Raw genomic sequence first — 24,454 nt, forward strand, 5'->3', positions numbered from 1 at the left:
CGGCGGCATCAGCACATCGTCAGCCAGGCGACCCCGACAAAGCAGAAGGTGGAGATGACGGCCGCCAGATTGGCGAGGTTGACGATGCGGATGAAATGAACGGTTTCGCCGGATGGTCGAAGTCGAAGGCGGATCACCAAGAGCATGCCGACCGTTGCCAGCAGGCTCACCAGCAACAGAACCCTCAACAGCGAAATCCCGCCGAGGTCGACGGTTTGCCAGCCGAGATGGCATCCGGTGGCCTGCAAGCCGTAGAGGAAGAGGAAGGCGGCGGACCAGACGACAAAGCCTGCCAGAAGGGCGATGAACGGATTTCGCGTCACGGACTTGCTCCCACAGCCGGCAGCGCCTGAAGAATGAATGGAAAAGCAAGCGCGATGAGGCCCGCGAGGGCGGTGAAATCATGCCAGAGCCTGCCCAGTCGCAGATCGAGGCTGCGTTTCGGCGAGACGAAGCCGGTTTGAAGTCTCCAAAGTCCGTAGAGGCCGTAGACGATGCCCATAAGCGTGTGGAGGGCCGAATGAGTCCAGACAGCAAGGATGCTGGCGGGCGAGGCGTGCTGGCTCGCGAGGTCCGAGATGCCTGCCACCATGAACACCAGAATCGTGAAAGCGCCAGCCTGACATAACGTTGTCAGCCAAAGATGGGTCGCGGCCCTCGGACCGGCCGAACTGGCGGCACGGCCGAACAGGCTGCCCCCGATGAGCAGGACCGCCGCGGTGGCGGCCAGGAAGAGTTCAGGCTCCACCATCTCACGACCGTCCCAGTTCGGGGCCGACAGCCATAGGAAAAATGCGCCGAACAGCAGCGAGACGTAGAGGGTTGCATCCGCCGCAAGCGCAAATGTCAGTGCCCAGAACGACGGTGGCTTTTCCGTCTGGACATGGGACGGAAGCGCGACACCGAGACCGATATCGAGATCGTTCTCATCCTCTCGGAGACCGGTTGTTCGGGTCCACAGGAGAAAGAGGCCGATGACAAGAAGCATGGCGAGCGGCGCCATCCAGTAGAGCTTCAATAGAAAGAGTGCGAAAAATGTGCCGGTCGCGACCGCCGTGACGAGTGGCAACCAGGTCTGCGGGGGAAGGATGATCAACTGGTCCGGCTTCCCGGTGACCATATCGACTCCGAGTATCTCCATGCGCTCGCGACGGACGAAACCCAGATAACCTTCTCCCGCCGCGAGCTTCGGCCCAAGGCTGTCAGGGTCGAGGCGATCGGCACGCGCGGTGATCTCTGGCAGCGAGGCAAAGGCGTAGGCGGTTGCGGGCGTCGGGGCCGCCCATTCAAGTGTGCTGGCTTTCCAGGGATTGCGTCGGAACGGTTTTCCGAACAGCGCGAGCAACAGCAGATCGAGCGCGACCAGCGCAAAGCCGATCGACATTACGAAACTGCCCATGGACGATATGAAGTTCAGCGTTTCCCAGCCGGCATTGGCCGGATAGGTGTAGATGCGCCTCGGCATGCCCAAGAGCCCCGTCAGGTGCATGGCGAAGAAGGTCGTGTTGAAGCCTATGAAGATCATTGCGAAGGCGGCATGCGAAAGATGCTGCACGGATTGTCGGCCGAAGATGTGCGGCATCCAGTAATAGGCTGCCGCGAGCATCGGAAAGACGAAACCGCCGACCAGAACGTAGTGCAGGTGGGCGACGACGAAGTGGGTGTCATGCGCCTGCCAGTCGAACGGCACCATGGCCAGCATCACGCCGGTGAGCCCGCCGAGCACGAAGACGAAGAAAAAGCCGAAGACATGCAGCATCGGGATCGACCATCGCGGGCGACCATGTGCCAGCGTCGCGAGCCAGGCGAAGATCTGGATGCCGGTCGGGATCGCCACCAGACCGCTGGCGGCCGAGAAGAAGGAGAGCGCCACGTGCGGGATGCCGACTGTGTACATGTGGTGCACCCAGAGGCCGAACGAGAGGAAGCCCATGGCGAGGATGGCGGCGACGACGATCTCGTAGCCTTCCAGCGGACGCCGGGCGAGGGTCGGGATAATCGTTGAGAGAGCGCCCGCCGCCGGCAGGAAGATGATGTAGACCTCCGGGTGGCCGAATAGCCAGAACAGATGCTGCCAGAGAAGCGGATCGCCGCCACGCGTCGGATCGAAGAAGGGCAGGCCGAAGGCACGCTCGGCCTCCAGCAGAATGGAACCGAGGATCAGCGGCGGAAAGCCGATCAGCATCATGCCGGCGACAACAAGCATGTACCAGGCAAAGATTGGCATGCGGGTGAGCGACATGCCCGGTGCCCGAAGCTTCAGGATCGACACTAGGATTTCGATCGCCGCCGACAGCGCGGAGATTTCGACGAAGGTGATCCCAAGCAGCCAGACATCGGCATTGACGCCGGGGGAAAACACGCGCGACGATAGCGGCGTGTACATGAACCATCCGCCATCGGGCGCGATGCCGGCGATGAGCGCGATGATGAGGAAGGTTCCGCCGAACAGATAGCACCAGTAGCCATAGGCGGACATGCGCGGGAAGGCGAGGTCGCGGCTTCCCAGCATTTTCGGCAGCAGATACATCGCCAGCCCCTCGAAGAACGGAATGGCGAAGAGAAACATCATCACCACGCCATGCATGGTGAAGACCTGCGCATAGGCGGCGGCGTCGAGGAAGGCGCTGTCCGTGGTGGCGAGCTGGGTGCGGATCAGCATCGCCAGCACTCCGCCAATGGCAAAGAAGACCAGCGCCGTCAGCATGAACCGCTTGCCGACGACCGTGTGGTTGACCGCCTTGAATTGGCCGAAGCCGGGTGGCGTGCCCCAGATCGCCGTGAGTTCGCGGTGTAGGCGAATGGCCTTGCTGCCTGGTACGGGTGTCAACGTGCCTCTCCCTGTCTGAGGGCGTCGAGAATGCCCGCGAAGTCTTCCGCCTCATGCGCCTGTACCTCGAAGCGCATGCCCTCGTGTCCCGTGCCGCAATATTCCGCGCAGATGCCGCCATAACGTCCAGCCCTGTCGGCCAGCAGCCGGACCTTGGCGGCGTGGCCCGGAATGGCGTCGATCTTGCCGCCGAGACGCGGCACCCAGAAGCTGTGGATCACGTCGTCGCTGGTGGCGGTCACCTCGACCACTTGGTCGACGGGAATGTGCAGCACACCCGGGCTGGAGATGATGTCGCCAGCATCCGCGTATCGAAACTCCCATTGCCACCGTTGCCCGTGCGCTTCCACCCGGAGCATGGCGCTGTCGTCCTCGCCCTTCAGAAGGTATTCGCCCTGGATCAGGCCATGGAAGATCAGCGCGACGAGCACGGTGAGTGGCAACACGAACCCACCGGCCCAGATCCAGGAAGATGGCGAGAAGCGGGAGCCGGTTCCGCGCCTGCGCATGACGATCAGGAAGAGGCTCAGGACGAGCACGAAAATCACGGTGGCGCCCGCAAACATCAGCCACCAGAGCCGCGCGATCGCGCCAGCGAACGGGCCGGCAGGATCGAGCGCCGACAGGTCACCCGTGCATCCCGCAAGCATGGGCAAGAGGCCGAACGCTACCACCCGATGGAACCGGAAGCACCCACCGCGGATTACCGTGGGAAAAGGAGACCGCAGATGGAAGAAAGCGAAGACAAAGGCAATCCTGTCATAGAGCAGCTTGAAGAAAAGGATGTCTCTTCCTTCGTCGCGGTCGGAGGGCACCCGCTGCATGCGATGAGCGTGCATTTCCCCATCGCCTTCGTCTTCGCAACGTTCGGCATCGATATTCTCTATTGGTGGACCGGAGATCCCTTCTGGCTGCGCGTTACTGTTTGGAGCACCGGCGCTGCTTTCCTGTTCGGCGTCGCGGCGGGGGTGGTCGGGACGGTCGAACTGCTCGCGGTTCCCGGCATCCGCGCACGCGCCGCAAGCTGGGCCCATGCGATCGCCGCCATGACCCTGATCTCGGCGATGGGCATGAACTGGGGCATTCGGCTGGTCGACCCGGCGGTCGCTCTGCCGCATGGGTTTCTTCTGTCGTGCCTTACCTGCGTCCTCGCGGGCATTGCCGGCTGGCATGGTGGCAAGCTGATCTTCGATCACGGTGTCGGCCTCATGGTATCGGCCAAGGACTGACGCGGTCGTAGAGCCGCTTCAGTCCGCCGGGTTCAAAAAGGTCGGCAGGCAGCGAAATCGCGATATGAGGCTTTGCCAACACGATGAACAGAATGGCGAGAACGACCGCGCAACTGATCGCCGTGGCCATGACAAACCGCCAAACCGGATAGACCTCTCCCTCCCGAAAGAGACGGATGACCACTAACCCCGTCATGACGTGGATGATAGCGAGTATGGCAACGAACCCCAGCTTGGCGGAAAACCAGGGTTCGAACGTCTCGCGCAGGAAGATGAGCGCGGTGCCGCTCATGATGGCGAGAAAGGCCGCGGGCGAGATGATCGCGACGAAGGCGAAGCGCACCAGCGTCTGCAGCCGGTAGAGGTCGTTTCCGCTTTTGACATGCGCACGCTGCACATAGAGCCCCGGCAGGCTTATGATGCCCGCCGCCCAGATCGAGATGGCTGCGATGTGCACGAACTTCACGATGCCGATCATGGGGCGTTATTACCCTCCGCCTCGTCCTGAAGAAGCGTGCGTAGTCGCATAAGTGCCACGATCAAATAGGGCAGGGCCGCAGGTACCCACATGAGCACGCCGGCCAGTTGCTGGTCCTGCAAGGGGGTAAGACCGAAGGCGCTCGTGGTCAGGAAATGCGCCTCGTAGAGCGGGCCGCGCGAAAACGTCAGCAGCGCGGCGAGCATGCCCATCTGCAGGATGCTGCCGAGAAGGAGCGTGAGCGCCGTTCCGGCCTGGCAGTGCGGCGACAGGATGATCGCCCAGACCCAGAGCGCTGAACCGAACAGACTGGCCTGCATCAGCCAGTACGCGGCATCGGACGACAGCGCGAAGGCATAGGCGGCAGGCGAGTGCCAGAACCAGAACAGCAGAGTGTGGATCCCGAGGATCAGACCGGGCGATAGCAGGCGCGGTACAGGCAGGGTTTTCCAAGGGAGTGCGACGGCAAGAAGCGGTGCGGCGCCCGCGACCAGCACGACGTGATGCAGCACGCGGGCGGAAAACAGCGCCGAGGCAAGTGCGCAGAGCGGCGAGACAAACGCAACGAACAGCAGGAGCCATCCCGTCAATCCGGAGAGGGTCGCGGTCTTTCCTTGCGAACGATAGAAGATCAACACGGCGAGAAGGCCGAGCGCGACGAGCAGCGGTGGGTCGAAGTTCCAGCGGGACCATAAGGTCGACGGGTCCGGTGCCGGACCGCAATACGGGTCTGTGATGGCAATGGACGGCATCACGCGGTCCGTGCCGTGTGGATCTGTTTCATGGGCGCCCCTTCGACCTTCTCCGGAGCGAAATCGTCGGGAGACGATTTTGTTCCCTGCAAATCGACGGGAGCACTCATTTGTCCGCCATTGACACCCAGATAATATCCATTATTCTGGATATATGGATGAAAAACGAACGATAGAAGCCTTGGCGGCGCTGGCTCAGCCGACGCGACTGCAGACTTTCCGGCTTCTGGTGTCACATGAGCCGGATGGTGTTCCGGCCGGTGAACTGGCGAGGCTGATCGGGGTGCCGCAGAACACCATGTCGGCGCACCTCGCGACGCTGTCCCAAGCGGGCCTTGTCGCGGGAGAGCGGCAGGGCCGCTCGATCCTTTACCGGGCGGACCTCGACCGGTTCCGCGCCGTCGCTCTTTATCTCCTCAAGGACTGCTGCGGCGGCAATGCCAGCCTCTGTCAGCCGCTCATCGACGATCTCACGTGCTGCACTCCGTCCCTTCAATCGTCCAGAGCCAACTGAGAGGCCCGCCATGTCCGGAAAGACCTGCAATGCGAATGGCGGTTGACTGAAATGGCCGATCTGTCCCGCCGTCTGGCAGCCGAGGCCCTCGGCACCGCCATGCTTGTCGCAACCGTCGTCGGTTCGGGCATCATGGCGGACCGGCTCTCCGACGACGTCGCCGTCTCCCTGCTCGGAAACACCATCCCGACTGGCGCGATCCTCTTCGTGCTGATCACGATCCTGGGGCCGATCTCTGGTGCCCATTTCAACCCCGTGGTCACCATGGTCTTTGCCTTGCGCAAGGAACTGGAGAGTTTCGCCGTCCTGCCTTACATGCTCGTGCAGATCCTCGGCGGCATTGCCGGCACGCTCGTGGCCCACGCCATGTTCGACCTGCCCGTCTTTCAGGTCTCGGAAACGGTTCGGTCAGGCGCGGCACAATGGACGGCGGAAATGGTCGCGACGTTCGGACTGCTGCTGACAATCCTGGGCGGGTTGCGCTTCCGGACGGAGGCCATCCCGATGCTGGTCGGGCTCTACATCACGGCCGCCTACTGGTTCACCGCCTCGACCTCCTTTGCCAATCCGGCCGTGGCGATCGCCCGCAGCCTGACCGACACCTTCGCCGGCATCCGCCCGATCGACCTTATAGGCTTTATCCTCGCGCAAATCGCCGGCGCCTTGATCGCGGCCGCTGCCGCCGCCTGGCTCTTCGCCGAGAGCCGCAACGAAATCCCTCCGATCGTACCCGAAGGAACGGAACGTCCATGAATGTCACAATCTACCACAACCCCGCCTGCGGCACGTCGCGCAACACGCTCGACCTCATCCGCCATGCCGGCATCGAGCCTGTCGTGATCGAATATCTGAAGACGCCGCCGAGCCGCGAGACGCTGGTGAAGATGATTGCGGACGCCGGACTGGAGGTGCGCCAGGCGATCCGGGAAAAGGGCACGCCCTATGCCGAACTCGGCCTCGACGATCCGGCCTTGACCGATGATCAGCTTATCGAGGCCATGCTAGCCAATCCGATCTTGATCAACCGCCCCTTCGTCGTCACCCCGATGGGAACGCGGCTGTCGAGGCCCTCGGAAGTCGTGCTCGACATCCTGCCCGCCGATGCCTTCAAGGGACCTTTCGTGAAGGAGGACGGCGAGGCGGTGCTGGACGCGGAGGGCAAGCGCATTGTCTGATCTCCCGGCGGCCGATGCAGCGCATCTTCGCCGGCCCGACCCGACACTGCTTCGTCCCGTCTTTTCGACGCATGCGCCCCGTATCCTGATCCTCTACGGGTCGTTGCGGCAGGTCTCCTACAGCCGTCTTCTGGCGGAGGAGGCAGGACGGCTGCTTGAACACTTCGGCGCCGAGGTTCGGTTCTTCAATCCGTCGGGCCTGCCGCTTCCCGATGACGCGCCGGCCAGCCATCCGAAGGTCGCGGAGCTGCGCAAACTGTCGGAATGGTCCGAAGGGCAGGTCTGGGTCAGCCCGGAGCGCCATGGAACGATCACCGGCATCATGAAAGCGCAGATCGACTGGATTCCCTTGTCGATCGGGGCTATCCGCCCGACCCAGGGCAAGACGCTCGCCGTCATGCAGGTCTCCGGTGGATCCCAGAGCTTCAATGCCGTGAATGCGATGCGCCTTCTCGGTCGCTGGATGCGGATGATCACGATCCCCAACCAGAGCAGCGTCGCCAAGGCCTTTCAGGAGTTCGACGGAAACGGGCGGATGAAGCCGTCGTCCTATTACGACCGCGTCGTCGACGTCTGCGAGGAGCTTGTGAAGTTCACCCTGCTGACGCGCGACTGCTCCGCCTACCTCACCGATCGCTACAGCGAACGGAAGGAGGAGGCCGCCAAGCTCGAGGCACGGGTGAATCTGAAGGCGTCGACGTGATGACACACTATTTCGACGTTCGTGGAAATAGCGCTTGACGCCCGCTTCGAGCGTGGATACCTTATTTCCATGAACGTCGAAAGAGCTGCATCCCAACTGGAAGCCCTGGGCAATACATCCCGCCTGAAGATCTATAGGGCGCTGGTGAGGGCTGGCCATGGCGGACTTCCGGTCGGGCAGTTGCAGGAGCGTGTCGGCATCCCGGCCTCCACGCTCTCGCATCATCTGAAGCGGCTAGTGGAAGCGGGGCTCGCCTCCCAGGAACGGCAGGCGACGACCCTCATCTGCCGCGCGGATTATGAAAGCATGCAGGGCCTGATCGGCTTTCTCTCGGACGAGTGCTGCATCGAGGAAGGCTCTGGGAGGCTATGAAGGATAATCGAGTGTTCGCTGGTCCCTTCCAGGTGCCCATTGTGGCGCCCCCCCACCCTGATGGCTCGCCAAACGATGTCTGATGCAGTCAATCGCAAACTGCCCTTGTGGGCGCTGGCCGGACTGGGGGCGACCCAGGTCATCGGTTACGGCACACTATATTACTGCTTCAGCATTCTCGTGCCCGCTGTCGCACGCGATTTCTCGACTTCGGAGCAGTGGGTGTTCGGCGCGTTTTCCCTCGCCCTGCTGATTGGCGCCTTCGCCGCGCCAACTGCCGGTCGCCTTGCGGACCGATGGGGGGCAGGGCGCCTGATGGCGTTCGGCTCGATAGGCTCGGCGCTCGGCCTTTTCCTGCTGGCGTCGGCGCCGGAACGCATAAGTTTCGCGGTCATCCTCGCTGCCGTCGAGATTGTCTCCACCGGAGTACTTTATTCGACGGCATTCACCGCGATCGTCCAGGCCGGCGGGCCGACGGCGCGGACCTCCATCGTGCACCTCACCTTGATCGCCGGCTTTGCCTCCTCGTTGTTCTGGCCGCTGACGAACTGGCTTTATGGCATGATGTCCTGGCGGGAGATCCTCTTAGCCTATGGCGCGCTGCATGTTTTTGTCTGCCTGCCGGTACACCTCGCCCTCTCGCGGCTGACGACCGGTGCCGTCATCGCCGATCGGCAGGCTCCGCCGGTGGAGTCCGATACGGCGACGTCGCACGGCGGATCGCTGCTCTTCACCCTCATGCTGCTCGGCTTCGCGATCGAGGGTTATGCGCTCTCGGCCATTCTCGTGCATATGGTGCCGTTGACCCAGGCACTCGGTCTCGGCGCGGCCGGCCTTGTGGTCGCCTCGCTGTTCGGGCCGGCGCAGGTGGCAAGCCGCTTCGTCAATCTGATCTTCGGCAAGGGGCTGTCGCAGGCCTGGCTCGCGGTGATCGCGTCGATCCTGATGCCTCTGGGGCTGGTGATCCTGCTGTCGACCACGCCCTGGTTTGCCGGCGCGGTTCTCTTCGCGATCTGCATGGGACTAGGCTCCGGCCTCAACAGCATCGTCGCCGGCACGCTGCCGCTCGAACTCTTCGGTCGCAAAGGTTATGGCCGTCTGCTCGGCTGGTCGACGGCGGCCAAGCAGGTGATGTCGGCGGTGGCTCCGCTCGGAATGTCGATCTCCATGGCCGGCCTTGGAGTCGAGCCTTCGCTGTGGGTCGTCGTGGCGACCGGACTTGCGGGCGCGATGGCGTTCGTCAGCATTCTCATTGTCACACAGCGCCGACGCCCGCGGATGGCGGTGGATGCGCTTGGCTAAGCGGCGGCGTGGGAGCGTAAACGAACGCTAACGATACCGACGTAGGAAATCGGTATCGTTCCTGTGTTTCCAGGCGGAAACCCATTGGCCTGAAGCAGCGAGCCCCCACTTGTCGGCCACGGCCCGGCCGTCCGCCAAGGAGATGAGCGCGAGCCAGGCACGTTGCGGCCGGTAATGAAGCAATGGCTGCCCGCCGATCGTGCGGCGGATGTTTTCGGCCAGGATCGGACCCTGACGGACGGCGAAGACCCCAGCCTTGGGCCGCGGATCGGGCAGGGACGCGATGTCGCCGGCAGCGAAGATTTCCGGGTGTGAGACGGAGCGTAGCGTCTCGTCGACCCGGATGAAGCCGGCCGAGTCCAGCGACAGCCCCGTGTTGGTCAGCCAGCCCGCCGCGCCGCTCGATGTCGTCCAAACCACCTCGTCGACGGCAAGCCGCCGGCCATCGCGCGCCGCGACTTGCCCCCGGTCGAAGCCTACAACATCGAACAGCGGGTGATGAGCGATCCCGGCCTGCTCCAGCGCGCGTGCAACAATGCGCCGTGCCAGCGCCCCGCGTTCCGGAATGAGCACCGGCGCCCGTCCTACGAGGGCAATCTCTACGGGATGTTCCGTCAGCCCATCCAGCCGATGCTTGAGTGCCAGCGCCACCTCGACGCCGGCCACGCCCTGACCGATCACGGCAAGCCGTAGCGGTTCATTCTGTCGGGTGGCCAGAGCATCCAGCTGGGCAAGCCGTTCGGTGAAACTCGCGATCGGCTTGACGGATACGCCGCCCGACACGCGTTCGGGAAGGGACGGCGTCGAACCGATGTCGAGCGACAGCAGGGCGTAATCCAGAATGCGCCCATCCGAGAGCGAAACGCGCCGATGGGTGGGATCGATGCCTGTGGCGGCGGCTTCCAGAAAGGACACGCCATATCGCGCGCAAAGCCGGGCGAGATCGATATGGAACTCATCGAACGTATACTGCCCGGCGATGTAGCCTGGCAGCATGCCGGAGTAGGGGGTGTGGCGCGATGGTGAGACCAGGACAATCCCCCGGTCGAGTGCCAGAGAGCCCAACTGCCTGACGACCTCGACATGGGCGTGGCCGCCGCCGACGAGAATGATCGGGTCCTTGTTCGTCTCACTCATGGCCTCGCCTCGATGCTATGGATCGGGCCGGCGGCAGCGACGGCATCCGCTTCGTCATGGGTGACCAGGATCACCGGCAGGCGAGCCTCTCGTGCCTTGGCGAAGACCAGGTCGCGCATTTGCGTGCGAAGCCCCATGTCCAGCTTCGAGAACGGCTCGTCCAGCAACAGCAGCCGCGGACGCGAGACGAGGACGCGTGCGAGCGCCACCCGCGCCTTCTGCCCTCCGGACAGCGTTGCCGGGTCGCGGGTCTCGAACCCATCCAGATCCATTTCCGCGAGAATCTCGGCTGCGATCCGATAACGCTCCTGTCGATCCGTGAGGTTGGCCGGCAGCGCGAACGCCACGTTGGCGCCGACGGACATGTGCGGGAACAGCAGCGCATCCTGAAACAGGATGCCGGCACGCCGCGCTTCGGCTGGCAGGGAAAGCAGGTCGGTATCGCCGATCGATACCGCGCCGCTGGCCTGGAAGGCCGGATCGAGAAACCCGCCGATGAACGACAGCAGGGTCGATTTCCCCGAGCCCGACGGTCCCATGACAGTGAGGACCTCGCCCGGCGCTATGCTGGCGGACAGATCGATGAGGATCGTTTCATTCAGGCGAATGACGACGCTCGACAGGCGCAGGTTCCGGTTCGGATCGGCTTGAGGCACGGATCAAATCCTCATGGCGCCGCGATTGCGGTGAAGGACAGCGGGCAGAAGGGCGGCCAAAGCGAAGGCGACGAACGGCAAGAGGGTCTGCAAGAGGGCATAAACTCCGATGACACGGCGATTGTTGCCTGACGCGAGAGCGACTGCCTCCGTCGTTATGGAGGTCAACCGACCCTCGCCAACAAGCAGCGTCGGCAGATATTGCCCGACCGAGACCGCGAAGCCAACGGCGGAGGCTGTCAGAAGCGGCCGCAGCAGCATTGGCAGGCGGATGCGCAGCAGAACCGTGAGCCGGGATTTTCCGAGCGCTGTCGCGATAACCTCATAGCGGCGATCGAGCGAGCGCCACGGATCGGCGAGCGAGAGAAAGACATAGGGCAGCACGAAGACGAGATGAACGAGGACCAACGCGGCAAGGCGATGCTGGCTGCCGCTGCCGATGAACAGCAGCTGCAGGCCAAAGACGAAGGTGATCTGCGGCACTATCAGCGGCAGATAGAGGATCAGCAGGCCTTTATCTCTGCCTGTCCGTCCTGTCTGGGTCTCCCGTTCCAGACACCCGATTGTGAGAAAGAGAGCAATGAGGGTCGAGACGAAACCGGTCGAAAGCGTTGTGACCAGCGGCCCCATGATGCGCGGCAGCGCGGTCTGCCAACTGCGGAGCGTCAGGGATTGAGGCATGAGATCGGGAAACTGCCAGAGGCCCGCCACGGACCAGACGGCCAGGATGCCGATACCGGCAAAGACAGTCACGCCAATGGTGCCGATGATGAGCGCGGACAGGCTTCGCAGGGTGCCGTCGCGAACGGCGCGGTACCCGCGGTCCCGCCAGAGACAAACCAGCGTCCCGCAGAACCGCTCCAGCAAATGCCAGAGAAGCAGCGCCGCAAGCGTCACAGCGAGCTGCAGCACGGCGCCTGCCGAGGCGAGAAACCGGATGGAGAGGTCCGGGTCGTTCATCCACTGCACGAGCCGGGCGGCCAGCGTGCCCGGAAGGTTGGGCCCGAGGATCAGCGCCACGTCCACCACCGAGGTGGAATAGGCAATGACCGCGTAGACCGCAAACCGGATCTGTCGGTAAAGCGAGGGCCAGATGAGGTAGACGAAGCCGGCGATCCGCCCGTAACCGAATGACGCGGCAAGCCTGCGAGTGGCGGCGAGATCCACCTGGGGCAGAGCCGCAAGCGTTACGAGAAACAGGAATGGCGTTTCCTTGATCACCAGCCCCGCGATCATCGTCAGCCCCATCGGATCATGCGGGATGAGGATGTCCGGCGGCCGGTCGATACCGAAGAGAGGGGCGACAAGCCGGATCAGGTAGCCGGAGGGGGCAATCAGGAAGGCCAGGCCGAAAGCAGCGGCGGCGTGCGGCACCGCCAGCAGCGGCGAGAGCAGATGCTGCAGGCGCGAGAGTGCCGGCGTGCCAGCAAATCCCGCAACGAACACCAGCGTGATCGAGAGCGAAAGCCCTGTTGCCACAAGCCCGGACGTGAGGCTCAAAATTGCCCCCTGTGCGATGCCGGGTGCTTCAGCCAGCCGGCCGAACGCCTTCAGTCCGAACGTGTTGCCGCCAAGCGCCGGAAGGTAGCCGAAGGCGGGCAATATGGTACCGGCAAGACCAAAGGTTATAGGCAGCACCAGAAGCGCGAACGTGAGAAGAACCGCCGCCCTTGCGAAAAGAGCGACGGCTTGGCCGGATCCGGTTGTCGAGATGCTGTGGCCGGGCACCGATCAGTTGCCGCTCGCGTAGCGCCGGCGCCACTCGGTTTCGATCCGCTCCATCCAGCTTGCATGCGGCTCGGCGATGACCGGGCCGAGCTTGTCGGGCGACAGCGTAGCGACGCCGAGATCGAGCGACTGAAAGGCGGTCCGGTCCGCCTCGGGCAATTTGGCGAGCGAGAGCACGGTCGGGTCGCCCCAATAGGTCGGATCCTGCTTGCGCAGTTGCGCTTCCGGCGAAATCAGGAAGTTGGCCGTTAGCAGGGCCCCTTCCTTTGCATTGGCGTTGTAGGGGATGGCGACGAAGTGGGTATTGCCGAGAGTCCCGCCGGAAAAGGAGAAGGACCGGATCGTCTCCGGCAGTTCTCCGGCCTTGATGCCTGCCGAGGCCTCGGCCGGATTGAACGCGAAGATGATATCCAGTTCCCCGTCGGCGAGTTTCTGCTTCATGTCCGGATAGTTCTGCGGGAAGGCCTTGCCAGACCGCCAGGAAACCGGATGCAGTTGGTCGAGATAGGCAAAGAGCGGCTCGACATCGCGTTCGAACGTTGTCTCGTTCACCGGTATTGCAAGTTTCGAAGGATCGTCGATGACCTCGCTCAGTAGCTGCTTCAGGAAGGAGGAACCGATGAAATCAGGTGGGGCTGGATAGGAGAAGCGCCCAGGATTGGCCTTCGCCCAGTCAAGCAACTGCGCTGCGTTGTCCGGCATTGCCGAAGGATCTGTCCGGGCGCTGTCGTGGAAGAACACCATCTTCGCGCCGCCCCACGGGCTCTCCAGACCCTCGGTCGGCTCGGTGAAGTCGGTGAGGATGGTCGGCTGGTTTTCGGTGTCGACATATTGCCAGTTGGGCAGCGACGTCGCCCAGCCGGGCGTCAGAAGCAGGCCCTGCTTCTTCATCGACACGAAGTTTTCGCCGTTGATCCAGATAAGGTCGACCGATCCTCCCTCGTCCTTTCCGGCCGTCTTTTCCGCCACCACCTTGGCGACCGCGCTTGCGGTATCGTCGAGCTTTACCTGGACGACGGTGACGTCATAACGCTTCTGCATCTCCGAACCTACCCATTCGAGGTAGGCATTGATGTTTTCGGAACCGCCCCAGGCGTTGAAGTACACCGTCTGACCGGCCGCGGCTTTCTCGATGGCCGCCCAATCCTTGGCGTCAGGTTCGGCTGCCATGGCGTTGAAAGCCGCAAGGCCGGCAATAGTGCCGGCGGCAAAAACTGTCTTGACGAATCCCATTCTCATTCATTCTCCCATGTTTCGTTTTTGTCGTTCGGCACTGTCGGTGCTTGCCCTGTCGGCACTGATGCCGCCTGTCCCCGGTCTCTTCGAATATGCCTGAGCAAGGTAGGCACGGCGGCGATCACGGCCAGTCCCAGGAACGCAAGCGTGATGTCCCGAGTCACCAGCTCGGCGATCTGTGCCTCGCGTCCCGCCGCCTGCGCCGCGATCAGCACGCTGTCGACGCCTTGCCCAAGGTAGGCGTAGGCGAATGTGCCTGGCAGGATGCCGATGAAGGTTGCGGCAACGAACCGCGCAAGGCTGATATCGAAGAGCGCGGCAGCGATATTGACCACGAAGAACGGGAAGACGGGCGCCAGCCGGATCACCAGCAGATAGCCGAAGGCGTTTTGCCTGAAGCCATCGGCAAGCCGCTTCACGACACCATCGACGCGGTGGCGCAAAAAGCCGCCGAACGCCGATCGCGTTGCCAGAAAGAGGATGGATGCGCCGACGGTTGCCGCAATCGCCACCAGAGCGCCCCCCATCAGCCATCCGAACAGGAAGCCGCCGAAGATAGTCAGGATAGACGCCGCGGGAAAGGAAAACGCGACAGCAAGAACGTAGATCACGACGAACACTGCCGCAGACCAGACCAGATGTTCATCGACGTAGGCACGCAAGGCCTCGCGCTGATCGGCGAGATAACCGAGGCTGAGATAGTTCTGCAGGCCGAAAAGGTAGCCGAGCAGCAGCCCTATCGCGATGAGCAAAAGCGGGAGGTAGCGGGTTGCAGCGGCACGGCTTGACATCATTCGCTCCGATCGCCCGAGAATACCACCCACGCCTGCCGCCAGCGGATCACGGTGGTAATGCCACACATCAATGCGAACGCGTAGGCGATGGCAGGAAAGGCGGCCGGCAAGAGGCAGATCGCGATGAAGACCACGATGGTCTCGAAGCCCTCCGCCAGCCCGCCAGCATAATAGATCCCCTTGGTGGGAAATTCGGGCGCCTTGCGGCCCATGCGGGATGCCACGGCGGAAAACGCCAGGAACGAAGAGCCCGTGCCGACGAAGGAAACGATCAGAACGGCCGCCGGCAGCGCATTGAACTCCGGAGACTGGACGGCAAATCCGAGCGGGATCAGCGCGTAGAACACCATGTCGAGTGCGATGTCGAGAAAGGCACCCCGATCGGTCGGGCCATGGATCCGGGCCACGGCGCCATCAAGCCCGTCAAGCAGTCGGTTGCCGAGGATCAGCGCCAGCGCCGCAAACCAATAGCCGAAGGCGAGGGCGGCGAAGGCGCCGACGCCAAGCGCGAAGCCGGAGAGGCTGAGCGTGTCGGCCTTGACGCCGCGCCGTGCGAGAAATTCGGCGATCGGCTGCAGCACGCTCCGTTGTAGCGGCAGGATGCGGGCGTCGATCATCCGCGCCTCCAGGTCTGGAACCGCTTCAGCAGCGACAGCAGAAAGCCGTTGATGTGGTTGCGACGCCACGTGCCGGCGACCATCTTGTTGGCCTCGGCGAGTGTCGGATAGATGTGGATCGTGCCGAGGATCTTGCCGAGCCCGTGCCCATGTTTCATGGCGAAAACGAACTCCGCCAGCAGGTCTCCCGCATGGTCGCCAACGATCGTTGCCCCCAGGATGCGATCCTTGCCTGGAACCGTCAAAACCTTCACAAAGCCGCGCGCCGAACCGTCGGCGATAGCCCGGTCGAGATCGTCGATCCCGAACCGGGTGACCTCGTACGCAACCTTCCGTTCCGTCGCCTCGGTCTCTGAAAGGCCGACGCGTGCGACCTCGGGATCGGTGAACGTGGCCCACGGGATGACGCTGTAATCAGCCTTGAAGCGTTTCAGATCGCCAAACAGCGCATTGACCGCCGCAAACCATGCCTGATGGCCAGCAACATGGGTGAACTGGTACGGACCCGCGACATCTCCGGCCGCCAGGATGTTTGGATAGAGGGTCTGGAGATACTCGTTCGTCTCGATGACCCGATCGACCTTGATCCCGAGTTCCTCGAGCCCAAAGCCCGTGAGACGTGGCGAACGGCCGACCGCTGCGATGATCTCGTCAAACGCAATTCGGGTCTTCCCGCCGTCATGGTCGACATCGATCCATTTCTCTCCGTCGTCTACACCGCAGGCGACGGCCTTGTGCTTCGTCAGCACCCTGACGCCGTCTGCCACCAGGGAGGCAGTCACGAGCTCCGCCGCATCCTCGTCCTCGCGCATCATCAGCCGTGGCGCCATCTCGATCTGGGTCACCTCCGAGCCGAGCCGGGCAAAACTCTGCGCCAGCTCGCAGCCGATCGGCCCGCCGCCCAGTACCACCAGCCGCCGCGGCACTTTCGACCGGTCCCGCAACCGATCCCAGAGCGTGTCGGAGGTGAGGTAGCCGACCTCCTCGATGCCGGGGATCGGAGGAACGAATGGCCGCGCTCCAGTGGCCAGGATGATCGCGCGTGTCGTGAGACTTTGGATGCCGCCGTCGTTCAGTGCGATCTCCACGGTCCAGGGATCGATCAGTTTCGCGTAGCCCTTCAGCACCTCCACGCCCAGATCGGTGTAGCGCTCGACGCTATCATGCGGCTCGATGTCGGCGATCACCCGGTGAACGCGCTCCATCACGGCGGAGAACGGCACCTCTGGCTCGACCGCCTTGAGGCCGTAGTGGTCCGCATGACGCATCTGATGCGCAACCCGGGCGCTTTTGATCAGAGCCTTGGAAGGGACGCAGCCGAAATTCAGGCAATCACCGCCCATCTTGTGGGCTTCGACCAGCGTCACCTTGGCCTTGGCGGCGGCTGCGATATAGGCCGAAACAAGGCCGGCCGATCCCGCGCCGATCACCACCAGATTTCTGTCGAACCGCTTCGGGCGGGTGAAGCTGCCCTTGCTCGGCTGGAGGGTTTCATCGGGCGATACCATAAAGGCTCCTGGTCGGTTCGGCGGCCTCGCAGGCGCCAACAATTCAATCGAAGTCTTTGCCTAATACGCTCGCAAGACAAGGATGGTTACGCTGAGGCGCAGTTTTTATGTCAAACCAACGTCCAACGCGGCGGAGGATGGTAATTCGCGCTTCGACCCGCCGGCCGATCTCCAGAGGCTTTCTCATCGTTCCGCGGGCATCCCATGCGCTTCCCGGATAATCAGGTCGACGATCCGGGACGTCTGCTGATAGAGCGCGAGTTCGCCGGCGTCGCGAAGAGGCTGCATTCTGATGCGCTTGTTTCGGTTCTCGATCTGCCGAAAGCCAGCCTCGTCAAAGACGCCATCCTCCGTTGGTGCAAGCCAGGTCAGGGGTATCTTCAGCGCCTCGACCGCATCGTCGATGTCGGAACGCGCCAGGATAAGCTCCCGGACGAAAGTGGAGTGCCCCTGGGCGAGCAGGTGCGCGCAAGCGTTGCGGATGAACGGTGTGAGGTTGGCATCGGCACAGGTCGAGTAATCGCGAGGACGGGTGCGGTAGGCACGCTCGATATACCAGTCGACACCATAGGTCTGGATCATTCGGTGAGCCTGTTTGGCCATGAGATCCACAAGCCACGGCATCATCCCCGCCAGACGCATCATGGCTTGCTGGGTGGGTTGCAGACGGCGTATTCCGCTGCGGTCCAGGACTCCTGTATAGCCGATCGCGATGAGGGACCGGAAACGATCGGGGTGTGTTTGCGCTTCGGCGAGGAGGGGCACCAGTCCGTTGCTCAAACCGATGCCGACACAAGGTTCACCGACCACCTTATCGAGGAAGCCACGCAGCGCGGCGAGATTGTCCTCAAGCGGTGACAACTCGGCATGCTGACTGGAGTTGCCAAACCCCGGACGCGAAAGCGCCAAGAGCTTCACACCCGCCTCCGTGAGTTGGTCTTCGATGTCGGGTGGAAGAAGGTAACACATCGGCAGTCCGCGACAGAGAATGACGGGTCGCCCATCGGGATGACCGAGCCACGTCCAGGCGATCGCGCGTCCGCCGGGCAAAGTCAGGATTTCCTCGCGTCCGAGGGGATCGCGCCAGGAATCCGTTTTGCCCTGGCGGTCCTGGATTGCGCGCCCCGCCGTCATCGCCAGAAGGCGCATCAGGTCCACCTGCGAAGGCGCTTCCGTCTTCGCCATGATGCTCTTCAGCTGTGTCCTTACCGTCAGCAGCGAGACGCCCCGCTTTGCCGCGATCTCGGCGACATCGCGGACCTTGAAGAAAAGTCGGGCGATGTCGATTTCTGCCACGGAGAGGCCGAACGCCTGTCCGAGCATGTCGGAGGCGCGTTCCGTCCATTCGATCTCAAGGGAGCGGATGACCACGAAATCGGCGTTGTGCCCGTCGCGGGACAATAACCAGGCTTCCGCGAGGATGGTATGATCACCTTGCAATGGCATAAGGCGCAGGATTGCCTGGGAGCGGTTGGCACGCTTGTTGGCGGCGCGCATCAGGGTCCGATACGTTTCGAGGGAGCGCGGGTCGATCCTGTCGGCGTCAAGGAAGCTGCCCTGTCGCGCACCCAATGCCGACGCCGCCTCGGTATTCGTGACAGCAACTCGCCCCTCGGGTGAAAGGACCAGAGCCGGGCCGGGAACCTCCTGAACGGCGCGGACGAGAGGATCATTCTCCGTCGGCAGGTCAAGGCTTTCGAGGGTGTTACGTGCAAGGGCGAGCTGGGCAAGAAGCGCCGGGGACAGGCGCCGCGACCCATTCTCATCATCGGGGATGCGCCGGAGCTTCGTCTGCCAGCTCGCAATCATCGCGTCGAACGCTTCCTGATCGATGATCGCCCGATAGGTATTGGATATGATGTCCAGGTCGACGTCCGGATCTATTTCGCCCGCCGTCGATCCGTTCGCGCCGTCGGAACCGCTTCCATTTGCCTGCACTTTGATATCCCAATGCCTGGACTGCGAAGATAGTCGTTTGATACCCTATTTGGTGTATGCGCCAAAAGGCGATTGTTACTAGGACTGCAGATGTCACGGTTTGCGGAAGGGTAGCTACATGACGATACTGTCGATCAAGTCGAGAGACTTCAGCCGCGCGCAGCGGGTCGAGGAGTTTCGCAATGTCGTCGCCAACATGACCAAGGTGGACTTCATTCCGGACGATCGGCAGGACTTCCATTCGGAAACGTCCATAGCTGTCCTGCCTGGAGTGATTGTCGGCCATGGGCGTCATTCCGCGTCCACGGCGATCCGTAGCCGGATGCATGCCGCCGATTGCAGCGACGACGTCATGTTCCATATCCCGCTCGCCGGTGGTGGCTCCATTACTCAGACAGGTGGTCTCGAGGAGGTTCTGCGTCCCGGCGTTGTCTATGCCGATCCGGGCGACGTCCCGGGAACTGTGCGTTTTGGGGGGGAGTACATGGAGGGGATCTATGTATCTATTCCGCGTGCCCATCTCGGCCCGGCGGCGGCGGGACTGGAGGCGGTGCTGAAGCGCGCGAGCCCGATGACGCCGCAATGGCGGTTGTTCCTGAACTATGCACGCACGCTCCATGCCGAACTGCCCGCTCTCGCCCCGGAAGAGGCGGCGCAATGCGTGACGCACGTCCAGGATCTGGCGCTGATGGCGCTAGGAGCGACGCGCGAAGCTGCCGAGATCGCCGCGGGGCGAGGTATCAGGGCCGCCCGGTTGAAACAGGTGAAGGCCGAGATCGAGCGCAGCCTCGTTTCACCCGGACTCAGCGCCGATGGTGTGGGTAAGCTGCTTGGCCTTTCACCTCGCTATGTCCGATCCCTGTTCGAGCGCGAGGGCACGTCCTTTCGCGACTATGTGGCGGGCCGCCGCCTCGCGCTGGCCTATCGCATGCTGGCCGATCCGTCCTTCCAGCACCTCAACATCGCCCAGATCGCCCTGGAGGCCGGCTTCGGCGACCTCTCCTGGTTCAATACCCGCTTCCGGCAGACCTATGGCATGACGCCGAGGGACGTACGGCCTCGGAAGCCGTAACGCATTTCCGGCAGGCGACCTTGTCTGTGCCATCGGCCCCGTAACTCGGTGCCGCCCAGCCCAAGACCCTGACATTGCCCAATCCTAATCTCCACGCAGCAGGCACTCCCTCGCCCGGGAATGCCGCTACTTGACCGTCAAGGATGCTCCTTCATGTGGAATTTCAGCCTTTCAGGTGCTCTGGCGCTCATGGCCCGCACCGCTCCTTTCCTTCTTTTTCGCATGGCCGTCTATTTCGGCATCGCCTGCGCCTATGTCATCGCTACCGGCACGGGCGCGGCCATGGGCTATGGCGTCGGCCACTTCGGTGACGCCGACTTTCTGGCCTCCAGCACGGTCATCGGCGGCGTGACAGGCTTCGGCCTTGTCGCGGCTGCGTTCTATCTGCTTCGGGAATATATCCTCTACATCGTCAAGGCCGGGCACATCGCGGTTCTCGTTGAACTTATCGACGGGCGGCCATTTCCCGCCGGCGAAGGGCAGGTGGCTTATGGCAGCCGGATGGTGCGCGAGCGTTTTGCCGAGGCGAGCGTGCTGTTCGGCGTCGACCAACTCGTAAAAGGGGTGATATCGGCCATCACGGGTCTGATCGAGGGGATTGCATCCATCCTGCCTATCCCCGGTCTTGAAACAGCGACGGGCATGTTGCGCAACTTTCTGAAGGTTGCTGTCGGCTTCACTGACGAAGTCATCCTCGCCCATGCCCTGCGAACTCGAGCCACCAATCCCTGGGCCTCGGCGGAGGAGGCACTCGTCCTCTATGGCCAGAATTACAAGGTCATGTTCCGTAATGCGGCCTGGCTGGCGATCATGATCTACGGGCTTTCGTTCGTCGTATTCCTGCTGGCGCTCGCCCCTGCGGCGGCGCTTGTCTATCTCATGCCCGGCGCGCTGAGCGCAGGCGGCTTCGTTTTTGCCATCCTTTTCGCCTGGGCGTTCAAGGCGGCTCTGCTCGAGCCGCTCGCCATCACCTGCATGCTGCTGGTTTTCTTCAAAACGACCGAGGGACAGGTGCCGGATCCGGAATGGCGGGCACGCCTGCAGGAACTTTCCGGCAAGTTCAGAGACATCGGCAGCAAGGCCGCGGCTTGGGCATCGGGTCGGAAAGCACCTGTCCGCCCGGTTGCGGTATCGGCTTGAGAGGGACGAATTCATGAAAACCGCTTTGCTGAAAATCGCCGGTCTCCTTGCCGGCGTGCTGCTTGCTCAGATCCCGACGGGGCACGCCGAGGAATCACCACGCACGATCATCGTCATGGATGGCTCCGGCTCCATGTGGGGGCAGATCGACGGTCGGCCGAAACTTGAAATCGCCCGCGAGGCAGTGGCTGACGTGGTGACGCGCCTGCCGGTGGAACAGGAACTCGGGCTCATCGCCTATGGTCATCGCTCCAAGGGTGATTGCGGCGATATCGAACTGCTCGTTCCGCCAGGCAAGAACACCGGACAAACGGTTGTCGGCGCGGTCAACGCGATGCGCTTCCTGGGCAAGACGCCTCTCTCGGCAGCCGTGCGTCAGGCGGCCGAAGCTCTGCGCTATGGCGAGGAAAGTGCAACAGTGGTGCTTGTCACCGACGGACTGGAGACCTGCGAGGCGGACCCATGTGCGCTGGCTTCGGAACTGGAGGCGGCGGGCGTCAATTTTACCGCTCATGTGGTCGGCTTCGGTCTGTCGAAGGAAGAAGGCGCGCAGGTGGCCTGCCTCGCCGAAAATACGGGCGGACGGTACATCGAGGCGGCAAATGCCGGCGAGCTCAGCGATGCCCTTAGTGAAGCGATTACCATGGCGCCGCCGCGAGAGACGCCCCACTTTCCGGGCCGCCCGCTCATGCCCAACATTCAGCTTCAGCCGACAGGGCAATCGTTCGGGCCTGAAGTTGCAGCCCCGCAGCAACCCGATTTTCCCCGCAATGGCACAGCCCAGGATTGCCGGGCATTGGCCGAAGCTGATGCGACAACTGCTGCCTGGATGTTCGAGCCCCCCGGAAGTTATTTCGTCGAAGAGCCGCGCTGCCGCCTTTTCAGCTATTCAACGGAGATGGATTGGGTGGAATTGCCGCCGGCAGACGGCTGGGTCTCCGGTTTCAAGACGGACGCAATACTCTTTGTGCGTCCGCTTGAGGAGGTTGCAATTGAGCCCGGTAAGGCGGGCATGGTGAACCGCGGGCCTTACGCTGTGGGCGTTGCTCAGATTGAGCTCGGCGTACTTGCGGAAGGAAGCGAGACTGGCGGCGCAGCACTGGCATTGAGGCTCTACCCATCCGGTGACGCCAGTCCAGACGCCGCCATAACCTATAGTACGGTCGAAGGAACCGAAGGCGCCAAGGACGCTGCGATCGAGCTTGCTGCGCCTGGTGCGTATCTTCTCAGACTCGAAACCTGGGGCGGCGACAAGCTCGACGAAATGGAAATCAATGTCGAGGCAGACCCTGTCGTAACGCTCAAGGCTCCATCTGTCGTCGCACCGGGCGCCCCGATCGAAATTGAAACCACCGGCAGTCAGTTGCGCAGCGACGGGATCGAGATATGGCAGGGCGAAAACCAGATCGACTGGGGCCGAACACTCAGCGAACTTGCTGCGGGCCAGCCTCTGACTGCGCCGACTGAACCGGGCACCTACGATCTCGTATACAAGGGTTACGATGCGTCTGGTGAGCGCAGGGAGAAGGCGCGTATCTCGTTGGACGTCGGAACGCCAGATGCGACGCCACTGGCAGGTAATCTGCCGAGACAAAAGGCGGACGCTGGCCCCGGCGCAACCAACGGCTTGGGCGAAGATGTTGCCTATTCCTGCGACGGTCCGTCGCCCTGCCAGATCGGCGACGCTGCAACCGGGCTGTCCTTCATGCTGCCAGCTGGCTGGTGGACGGATTATCCCTCGACCGATCCGTATACTGCAGGGGCGCAGTCGGCTGGAGAAAAACTGCCGCCGCACGTCAATTTCTTCAGAAATGGCACAGATGATTCGCTGGTCCTTGGCCCACGCCAGTGGGTTGCCATGAACGGCCCATGCGAAAATGTGGGCGCTCTCGGCCAGTTCTGCATGTTCCAAAGCGATGATCCGCAGGTGCTTGCGGCCTATCAACTCGTCAAGGCGACGTTGAAATGGGAGCAACAGCAGGCGACACAAAAGCAAGGTGGACAGCCTGGCTTTACAGATGGCTTGACGCCCGTCACGTTCCGCGTGCCTTCGGAATATCCCCAAATTCCGCGCGAATGGTCAGTCGTACCGGCAGGAAACAATCCTGCAGGTGACGCTGCATGGACGTTTGAACCGGAGACTGTTTTCAACACCGAGCTGACACCGGGGCAATGGGAGGTCACCGCCTCGAAAGTAGGGACGGTTAACAAGGAATTCCGTGCGGTCATTGAAGTCGTCGCCGGCCAGCCAAAGGATTTCATCATTCCACCTGCCGACGAGAATACGACACAGGCTGAAACAGGTTCTCAGCCCGATTTCGCAGCAGGCGTCCAGCAGGGCCTTGCCGGGCAGGACCAGCAGACCAAAGCGATGATCGGTGCGCTTTTGGGGGCGGCACAAAATGTCGGGCCGAATGGAGAGATTGATCAAAAAGCCATCATGGGCGCATTGCTTGGTGCCATGCAGGGCGCGGCTCCGGGTGCGGCGCAGGGTTGCGATGATGGTCAGGGTCACGGACCGGACAATTGCGAAAATGGCAAGGAAGTGGGCAAGGCCTGGACCGATTATCCTCATCGCTGCCTGCCCGGTGATAAGACGGTTGAAAGTTGCGACATGCGGGACGCTGCGACCAATCTTGCCTTCTACCTGCCGGAAGGTTGGGTGGCGGACGTTACGCCGGCCACGCCATTTCCACGTGTCGAGTTTGCGGAAAACGCTGGTTCCGCCCATTCGATCTGGCTCAATCCGGCTGATTGGCAGCTTGGCGAGCGGGGTTGCGAGATCACCCGTGTCGGGCGGCTGTGCACGGACCCGGATCGGGCTGATGAGAAACTTGCCTCTGTCTTCCGTACCTTACAATTTACGCTGACAACAGGACGCGTCCTGCGCCGTTGCGGCGACGAACCCTGCGCCTTCGGTTTCGAAGGGTCACCCATCTCCGGTCATTTGCCTGCACGCTGGTCTGTGGAGTTCGGCGAAACCCTGCCGGATGGCCGCGTGAGCACATGGTTCTGGGATATGGGTCGCGGCGGCAATTTCAGGCTGATGGGGCTTAATCAGCGGGGGGGCGATAACTGCTGGGAACTCCAACCCGGCGATGAAATCTGCGAATTCACCTCAAATATCCCGCAGGAGGAAAGCAACCTGATCATCAATATGATTGTGCCGCCAGCGCCACAGGACCGCAAACCCGCCTCGCAAGCAAGCCCACCAAGGACGCTAAAGCCCGACGATATGAAAGCCCTGCTGGACCTGATTGGGAGGAATTGAGC

The 24,454-nt window shown here is 62.5% G+C and carries 23 protein-coding genes; 10 read left to right on the forward strand and 13 right to left on the reverse strand.

Going from position 1 to position 24,454, the window contains the following annotated elements:
• Positions 1-8: 8 nt before the first annotated feature.
• Genes J5J09_RS04235 through coxB form a run of 3 tightly spaced genes read right to left on the reverse strand, consistent with a single transcriptional unit; the run spans position 9 to position 3,480 of the window.
• Positions 9-323: a hypothetical protein gene (locus tag J5J09_RS04235; RefSeq protein ID WP_208548443.1), complete on the reverse strand. Its 315-nt coding sequence runs from the start codon at positions 321-323 to the stop codon at positions 9-11.
• Positions 320-2,830: a cytochrome c oxidase subunit I gene (gene ctaD / locus J5J09_RS04240; RefSeq protein ID WP_208548444.1), complete on the reverse strand. Its 2,511-nt coding sequence runs from the start codon at positions 2,828-2,830 to the stop codon at positions 320-322. The genes J5J09_RS04235 and ctaD overlap by 4 nt, the downstream gene beginning before the upstream one ends.
• The gene (gene coxB / locus J5J09_RS04245; RefSeq protein WP_208548445.1) at positions 2,827-3,480 is read right to left on the reverse strand and encodes a cytochrome c oxidase subunit II; all 654 of its coding nucleotides are present in this window, start codon (positions 3,478-3,480) and stop codon (positions 2,827-2,829) included. The genes ctaD and coxB overlap by 4 nt, the downstream gene beginning before the upstream one ends.
• Before the next feature lie 78 nt (positions 3,481-3,558).
• On the opposite strand from coxB, the gene J5J09_RS04250 reads away from it, so the two are divergent.
• Positions 3,559-4,059: a DUF2231 domain-containing protein gene (locus J5J09_RS04250; RefSeq protein WP_208548446.1), complete on the forward strand. Its 501-nt coding sequence runs from the start codon at positions 3,559-3,561 to the stop codon at positions 4,057-4,059.
• Here the strand turns inward: J5J09_RS04250 and J5J09_RS04255 are convergent.
• Entirely contained in the window at positions 4,037-4,537 is a 501-nt protein-coding gene (locus tag J5J09_RS04255) for a CopD family protein (protein ID WP_208548447.1), read from the reverse strand. The two genes, J5J09_RS04250 and J5J09_RS04255, sit on opposite strands and share 23 nt — an antisense overlap.
• Positions 4,534-5,289, reverse strand: coding sequence for a cytochrome c oxidase assembly protein (locus tag J5J09_RS04260; RefSeq protein ID WP_210387938.1), 756 nt, complete (start codon positions 5,287-5,289; stop codon positions 4,534-4,536). Before J5J09_RS04260 ends, J5J09_RS04255 begins: the two co-directional genes overlap by 4 nt.
• Positions 5,290-5,443: 154 nt before the next feature.
• On the opposite strand from J5J09_RS04260, the gene J5J09_RS04265 reads away from it, so the two are divergent.
• The 6 genes from J5J09_RS04265 (at position 5,444) to arsK (ending at position 9,355) form a co-directional block, all read left to right on the forward strand.
• A complete protein-coding gene (locus tag J5J09_RS04265; RefSeq protein WP_208548448.1) occupies positions 5,444-5,803 on the forward strand; it encodes a metalloregulator ArsR/SmtB family transcription factor in 360 nt (119 codons plus the stop codon).
• A gap of 51 nt (positions 5,804-5,854) precedes the next feature.
• A complete protein-coding gene (locus J5J09_RS04270) occupies positions 5,855-6,556 on the forward strand; it encodes an MIP/aquaporin family protein (protein WP_208548449.1) in 702 nt (233 codons plus the stop codon).
• Positions 6,553-6,978, forward strand: coding sequence for an arsenate reductase (glutaredoxin) (arsC, locus tag J5J09_RS04275; protein WP_208548450.1), 426 nt, complete (start codon positions 6,553-6,555; stop codon positions 6,976-6,978). The genes J5J09_RS04270 and arsC overlap by 4 nt, the downstream gene beginning before the upstream one ends.
• Positions 6,971-7,681 (forward strand): arsenical resistance protein ArsH, encoded by a 711-nt coding sequence (arsH, locus tag J5J09_RS04280; RefSeq protein WP_208548451.1) that lies wholly within the window; start codon positions 6,971-6,973, stop codon positions 7,679-7,681. The genes arsC and arsH overlap by 8 nt, the downstream gene beginning before the upstream one ends.
• Before the next feature lie 69 nt (positions 7,682-7,750).
• Complete coding sequence (locus J5J09_RS04285; protein ID WP_208548452.1) at positions 7,751-8,053, forward strand: metalloregulator ArsR/SmtB family transcription factor; 303 nt, start codon at positions 7,751-7,753, stop codon at positions 8,051-8,053.
• A gap of 75 nt (positions 8,054-8,128) precedes the next feature.
• Complete coding sequence (arsK, locus tag J5J09_RS04290; protein WP_208548453.1) at positions 8,129-9,355, forward strand: arsenite efflux MFS transporter ArsK; 1,227 nt, start codon at positions 8,129-8,131, stop codon at positions 9,353-9,355.
• 27 nt (positions 9,356-9,382) lie between these two features.
• Here arsK and J5J09_RS04295 read toward each other — a convergent pair whose 3' ends face one another.
• From J5J09_RS04295 to J5J09_RS04330, 8 genes are all read right to left on the reverse strand, one after another.
• Positions 9,383-10,492, reverse strand: coding sequence for an FAD-dependent oxidoreductase (locus tag J5J09_RS04295; protein ID WP_208548454.1), 1,110 nt, complete (start codon positions 10,490-10,492; stop codon positions 9,383-9,385).
• Positions 10,489-11,121, reverse strand: a complete 633-nt coding sequence (locus J5J09_RS04300) for an ATP-binding cassette domain-containing protein (protein WP_210387993.1) — start codon at positions 11,119-11,121, stop codon at positions 10,489-10,491. Before J5J09_RS04300 ends, J5J09_RS04295 begins: the two co-directional genes overlap by 4 nt.
• Before the next feature lie 30 nt (positions 11,122-11,151).
• Positions 11,152-12,786: an ABC transporter permease subunit gene (locus tag J5J09_RS04305; protein WP_348646475.1), complete on the reverse strand. Its 1,635-nt coding sequence runs from the start codon at positions 12,784-12,786 to the stop codon at positions 11,152-11,154.
• 93 nt (positions 12,787-12,879) lie between these two features.
• Complete coding sequence (locus J5J09_RS04310; RefSeq protein WP_208553062.1) at positions 12,880-14,109, reverse strand: ABC transporter substrate-binding protein; 1,230 nt, start codon at positions 14,107-14,109, stop codon at positions 12,880-12,882.
• Positions 14,110-14,111: 2 nt separating this feature from the next.
• Positions 14,112-14,903: a TVP38/TMEM64 family protein gene (locus J5J09_RS04315; RefSeq protein WP_208548456.1), complete on the reverse strand. Its 792-nt coding sequence runs from the start codon at positions 14,901-14,903 to the stop codon at positions 14,112-14,114.
• Positions 14,903-15,523 (reverse strand): CDP-alcohol phosphatidyltransferase family protein, encoded by a 621-nt coding sequence (locus J5J09_RS04320; RefSeq protein WP_208548457.1) that lies wholly within the window; start codon positions 15,521-15,523, stop codon positions 14,903-14,905. Before J5J09_RS04320 ends, J5J09_RS04315 begins: the two co-directional genes overlap by 1 nt.
• Positions 15,520-17,031, reverse strand: a complete 1,512-nt coding sequence (locus tag J5J09_RS04325; protein ID WP_208548458.1) for an FAD-dependent oxidoreductase — start codon at positions 17,029-17,031, stop codon at positions 15,520-15,522. The genes J5J09_RS04320 and J5J09_RS04325 overlap by 4 nt, the downstream gene beginning before the upstream one ends.
• Positions 17,032-17,214: 183 nt before the next feature.
• The gene (locus tag J5J09_RS04330; protein ID WP_208548459.1) at positions 17,215-18,969 is read right to left on the reverse strand and encodes an alpha/beta fold hydrolase; all 1,755 of its coding nucleotides are present in this window, start codon (positions 18,967-18,969) and stop codon (positions 17,215-17,217) included.
• Between the two features lie 118 nt (positions 18,970-19,087).
• Here J5J09_RS04330 and J5J09_RS04335 point away from each other — a divergent pair, with 118 nt between their 5' ends.
• From J5J09_RS04335 to J5J09_RS04345, 3 genes are all read left to right on the forward strand, one after another.
• Complete coding sequence (locus J5J09_RS04335) at positions 19,088-20,041, forward strand: AraC family transcriptional regulator (RefSeq protein WP_208548460.1); 954 nt, start codon at positions 19,088-19,090, stop codon at positions 20,039-20,041.
• A 153-nt stretch (positions 20,042-20,194) separates the two neighbouring features.
• Positions 20,195-21,181, forward strand: coding sequence for a hypothetical protein (locus tag J5J09_RS04340; RefSeq protein WP_208548461.1), 987 nt, complete (start codon positions 20,195-20,197; stop codon positions 21,179-21,181).
• 13 nt (positions 21,182-21,194) lie between these two features.
• Positions 21,195-24,452 carry a VWA domain-containing protein gene (locus J5J09_RS04345; protein ID WP_208548462.1) on the forward strand — a complete coding sequence of 1,086 codons (3,258 nt, stop codon included), beginning with the start codon at positions 21,195-21,197 and terminating at the stop codon, positions 24,450-24,452.
• Positions 24,453-24,454 lie beyond the last annotated feature (2 nt).

The organism is Ciceribacter sp. L1K22 (assembly GCF_017599385.1).
Lineage (GTDB): Bacteria > Pseudomonadota > Alphaproteobacteria > Rhizobiales > Rhizobiaceae > Allorhizobium.

Coding starts and splice junctions, on each gene's coding strand:
- coxB (WP_208548445.1), bottom strand. CDS start 3,480: ATGCTTGCGGGATGCACGGGTGACCTGTCGGCGCTCGATCCTGCCGGC.
- J5J09_RS04250 (WP_208548446.1), top strand. CDS start 3,559: ATGGAAGAAAGCGAAGACAAAGGCAATCCTGTCATAGAGCAGCTTGAA.
- J5J09_RS04255 (WP_208548447.1), bottom strand. CDS start 4,537: ATGATCGGCATCGTGAAGTTCGTGCACATCGCAGCCATCTCGATCTGG.
- J5J09_RS04260 (WP_210387938.1), bottom strand. CDS start 5,289: ATGCCGTCCATTGCCATCACAGACCCGTATTGCGGTCCGGCACCGGAC.
- J5J09_RS04265 (WP_208548448.1), top strand. CDS start 5,444: ATGGATGAAAAACGAACGATAGAAGCCTTGGCGGCGCTGGCTCAGCCG.
- J5J09_RS04270 (WP_208548449.1), top strand. CDS start 5,855: ATGGCCGATCTGTCCCGCCGTCTGGCAGCCGAGGCCCTCGGCACCGCC.
- arsC (WP_208548450.1), top strand. CDS start 6,553: ATGAATGTCACAATCTACCACAACCCCGCCTGCGGCACGTCGCGCAAC.
- J5J09_RS04285 (WP_208548452.1), top strand. CDS start 7,751: ATGAACGTCGAAAGAGCTGCATCCCAACTGGAAGCCCTGGGCAATACA.
- arsK (WP_208548453.1), top strand. CDS start 8,129: ATGTCTGATGCAGTCAATCGCAAACTGCCCTTGTGGGCGCTGGCCGGA.
- J5J09_RS04295 (WP_208548454.1), bottom strand. CDS start 10,492: ATGAGTGAGACGAACAAGGACCCGATCATTCTCGTCGGCGGCGGCCAC.
- J5J09_RS04310 (WP_208553062.1), bottom strand. CDS start 14,109: ATGGGATTCGTCAAGACAGTTTTTGCCGCCGGCACTATTGCCGGCCTT.
- J5J09_RS04315 (WP_208548456.1), bottom strand. CDS start 14,903: ATGTCAAGCCGTGCCGCTGCAACCCGCTACCTCCCGCTTTTGCTCATC.
- J5J09_RS04320 (WP_208548457.1), bottom strand. CDS start 15,523: ATGATCGACGCCCGCATCCTGCCGCTACAACGGAGCGTGCTGCAGCCG.
- J5J09_RS04325 (WP_208548458.1), bottom strand. CDS start 17,031: ATGGTATCGCCCGATGAAACCCTCCAGCCGAGCAAGGGCAGCTTCACC.
- J5J09_RS04335 (WP_208548460.1), top strand. CDS start 19,088: ATGACGATACTGTCGATCAAGTCGAGAGACTTCAGCCGCGCGCAGCGG.
- J5J09_RS04340 (WP_208548461.1), top strand. CDS start 20,195: ATGTGGAATTTCAGCCTTTCAGGTGCTCTGGCGCTCATGGCCCGCACC.
- J5J09_RS04345 (WP_208548462.1), top strand. CDS start 21,195: ATGAAAACCGCTTTGCTGAAAATCGCCGGTCTCCTTGCCGGCGTGCTG.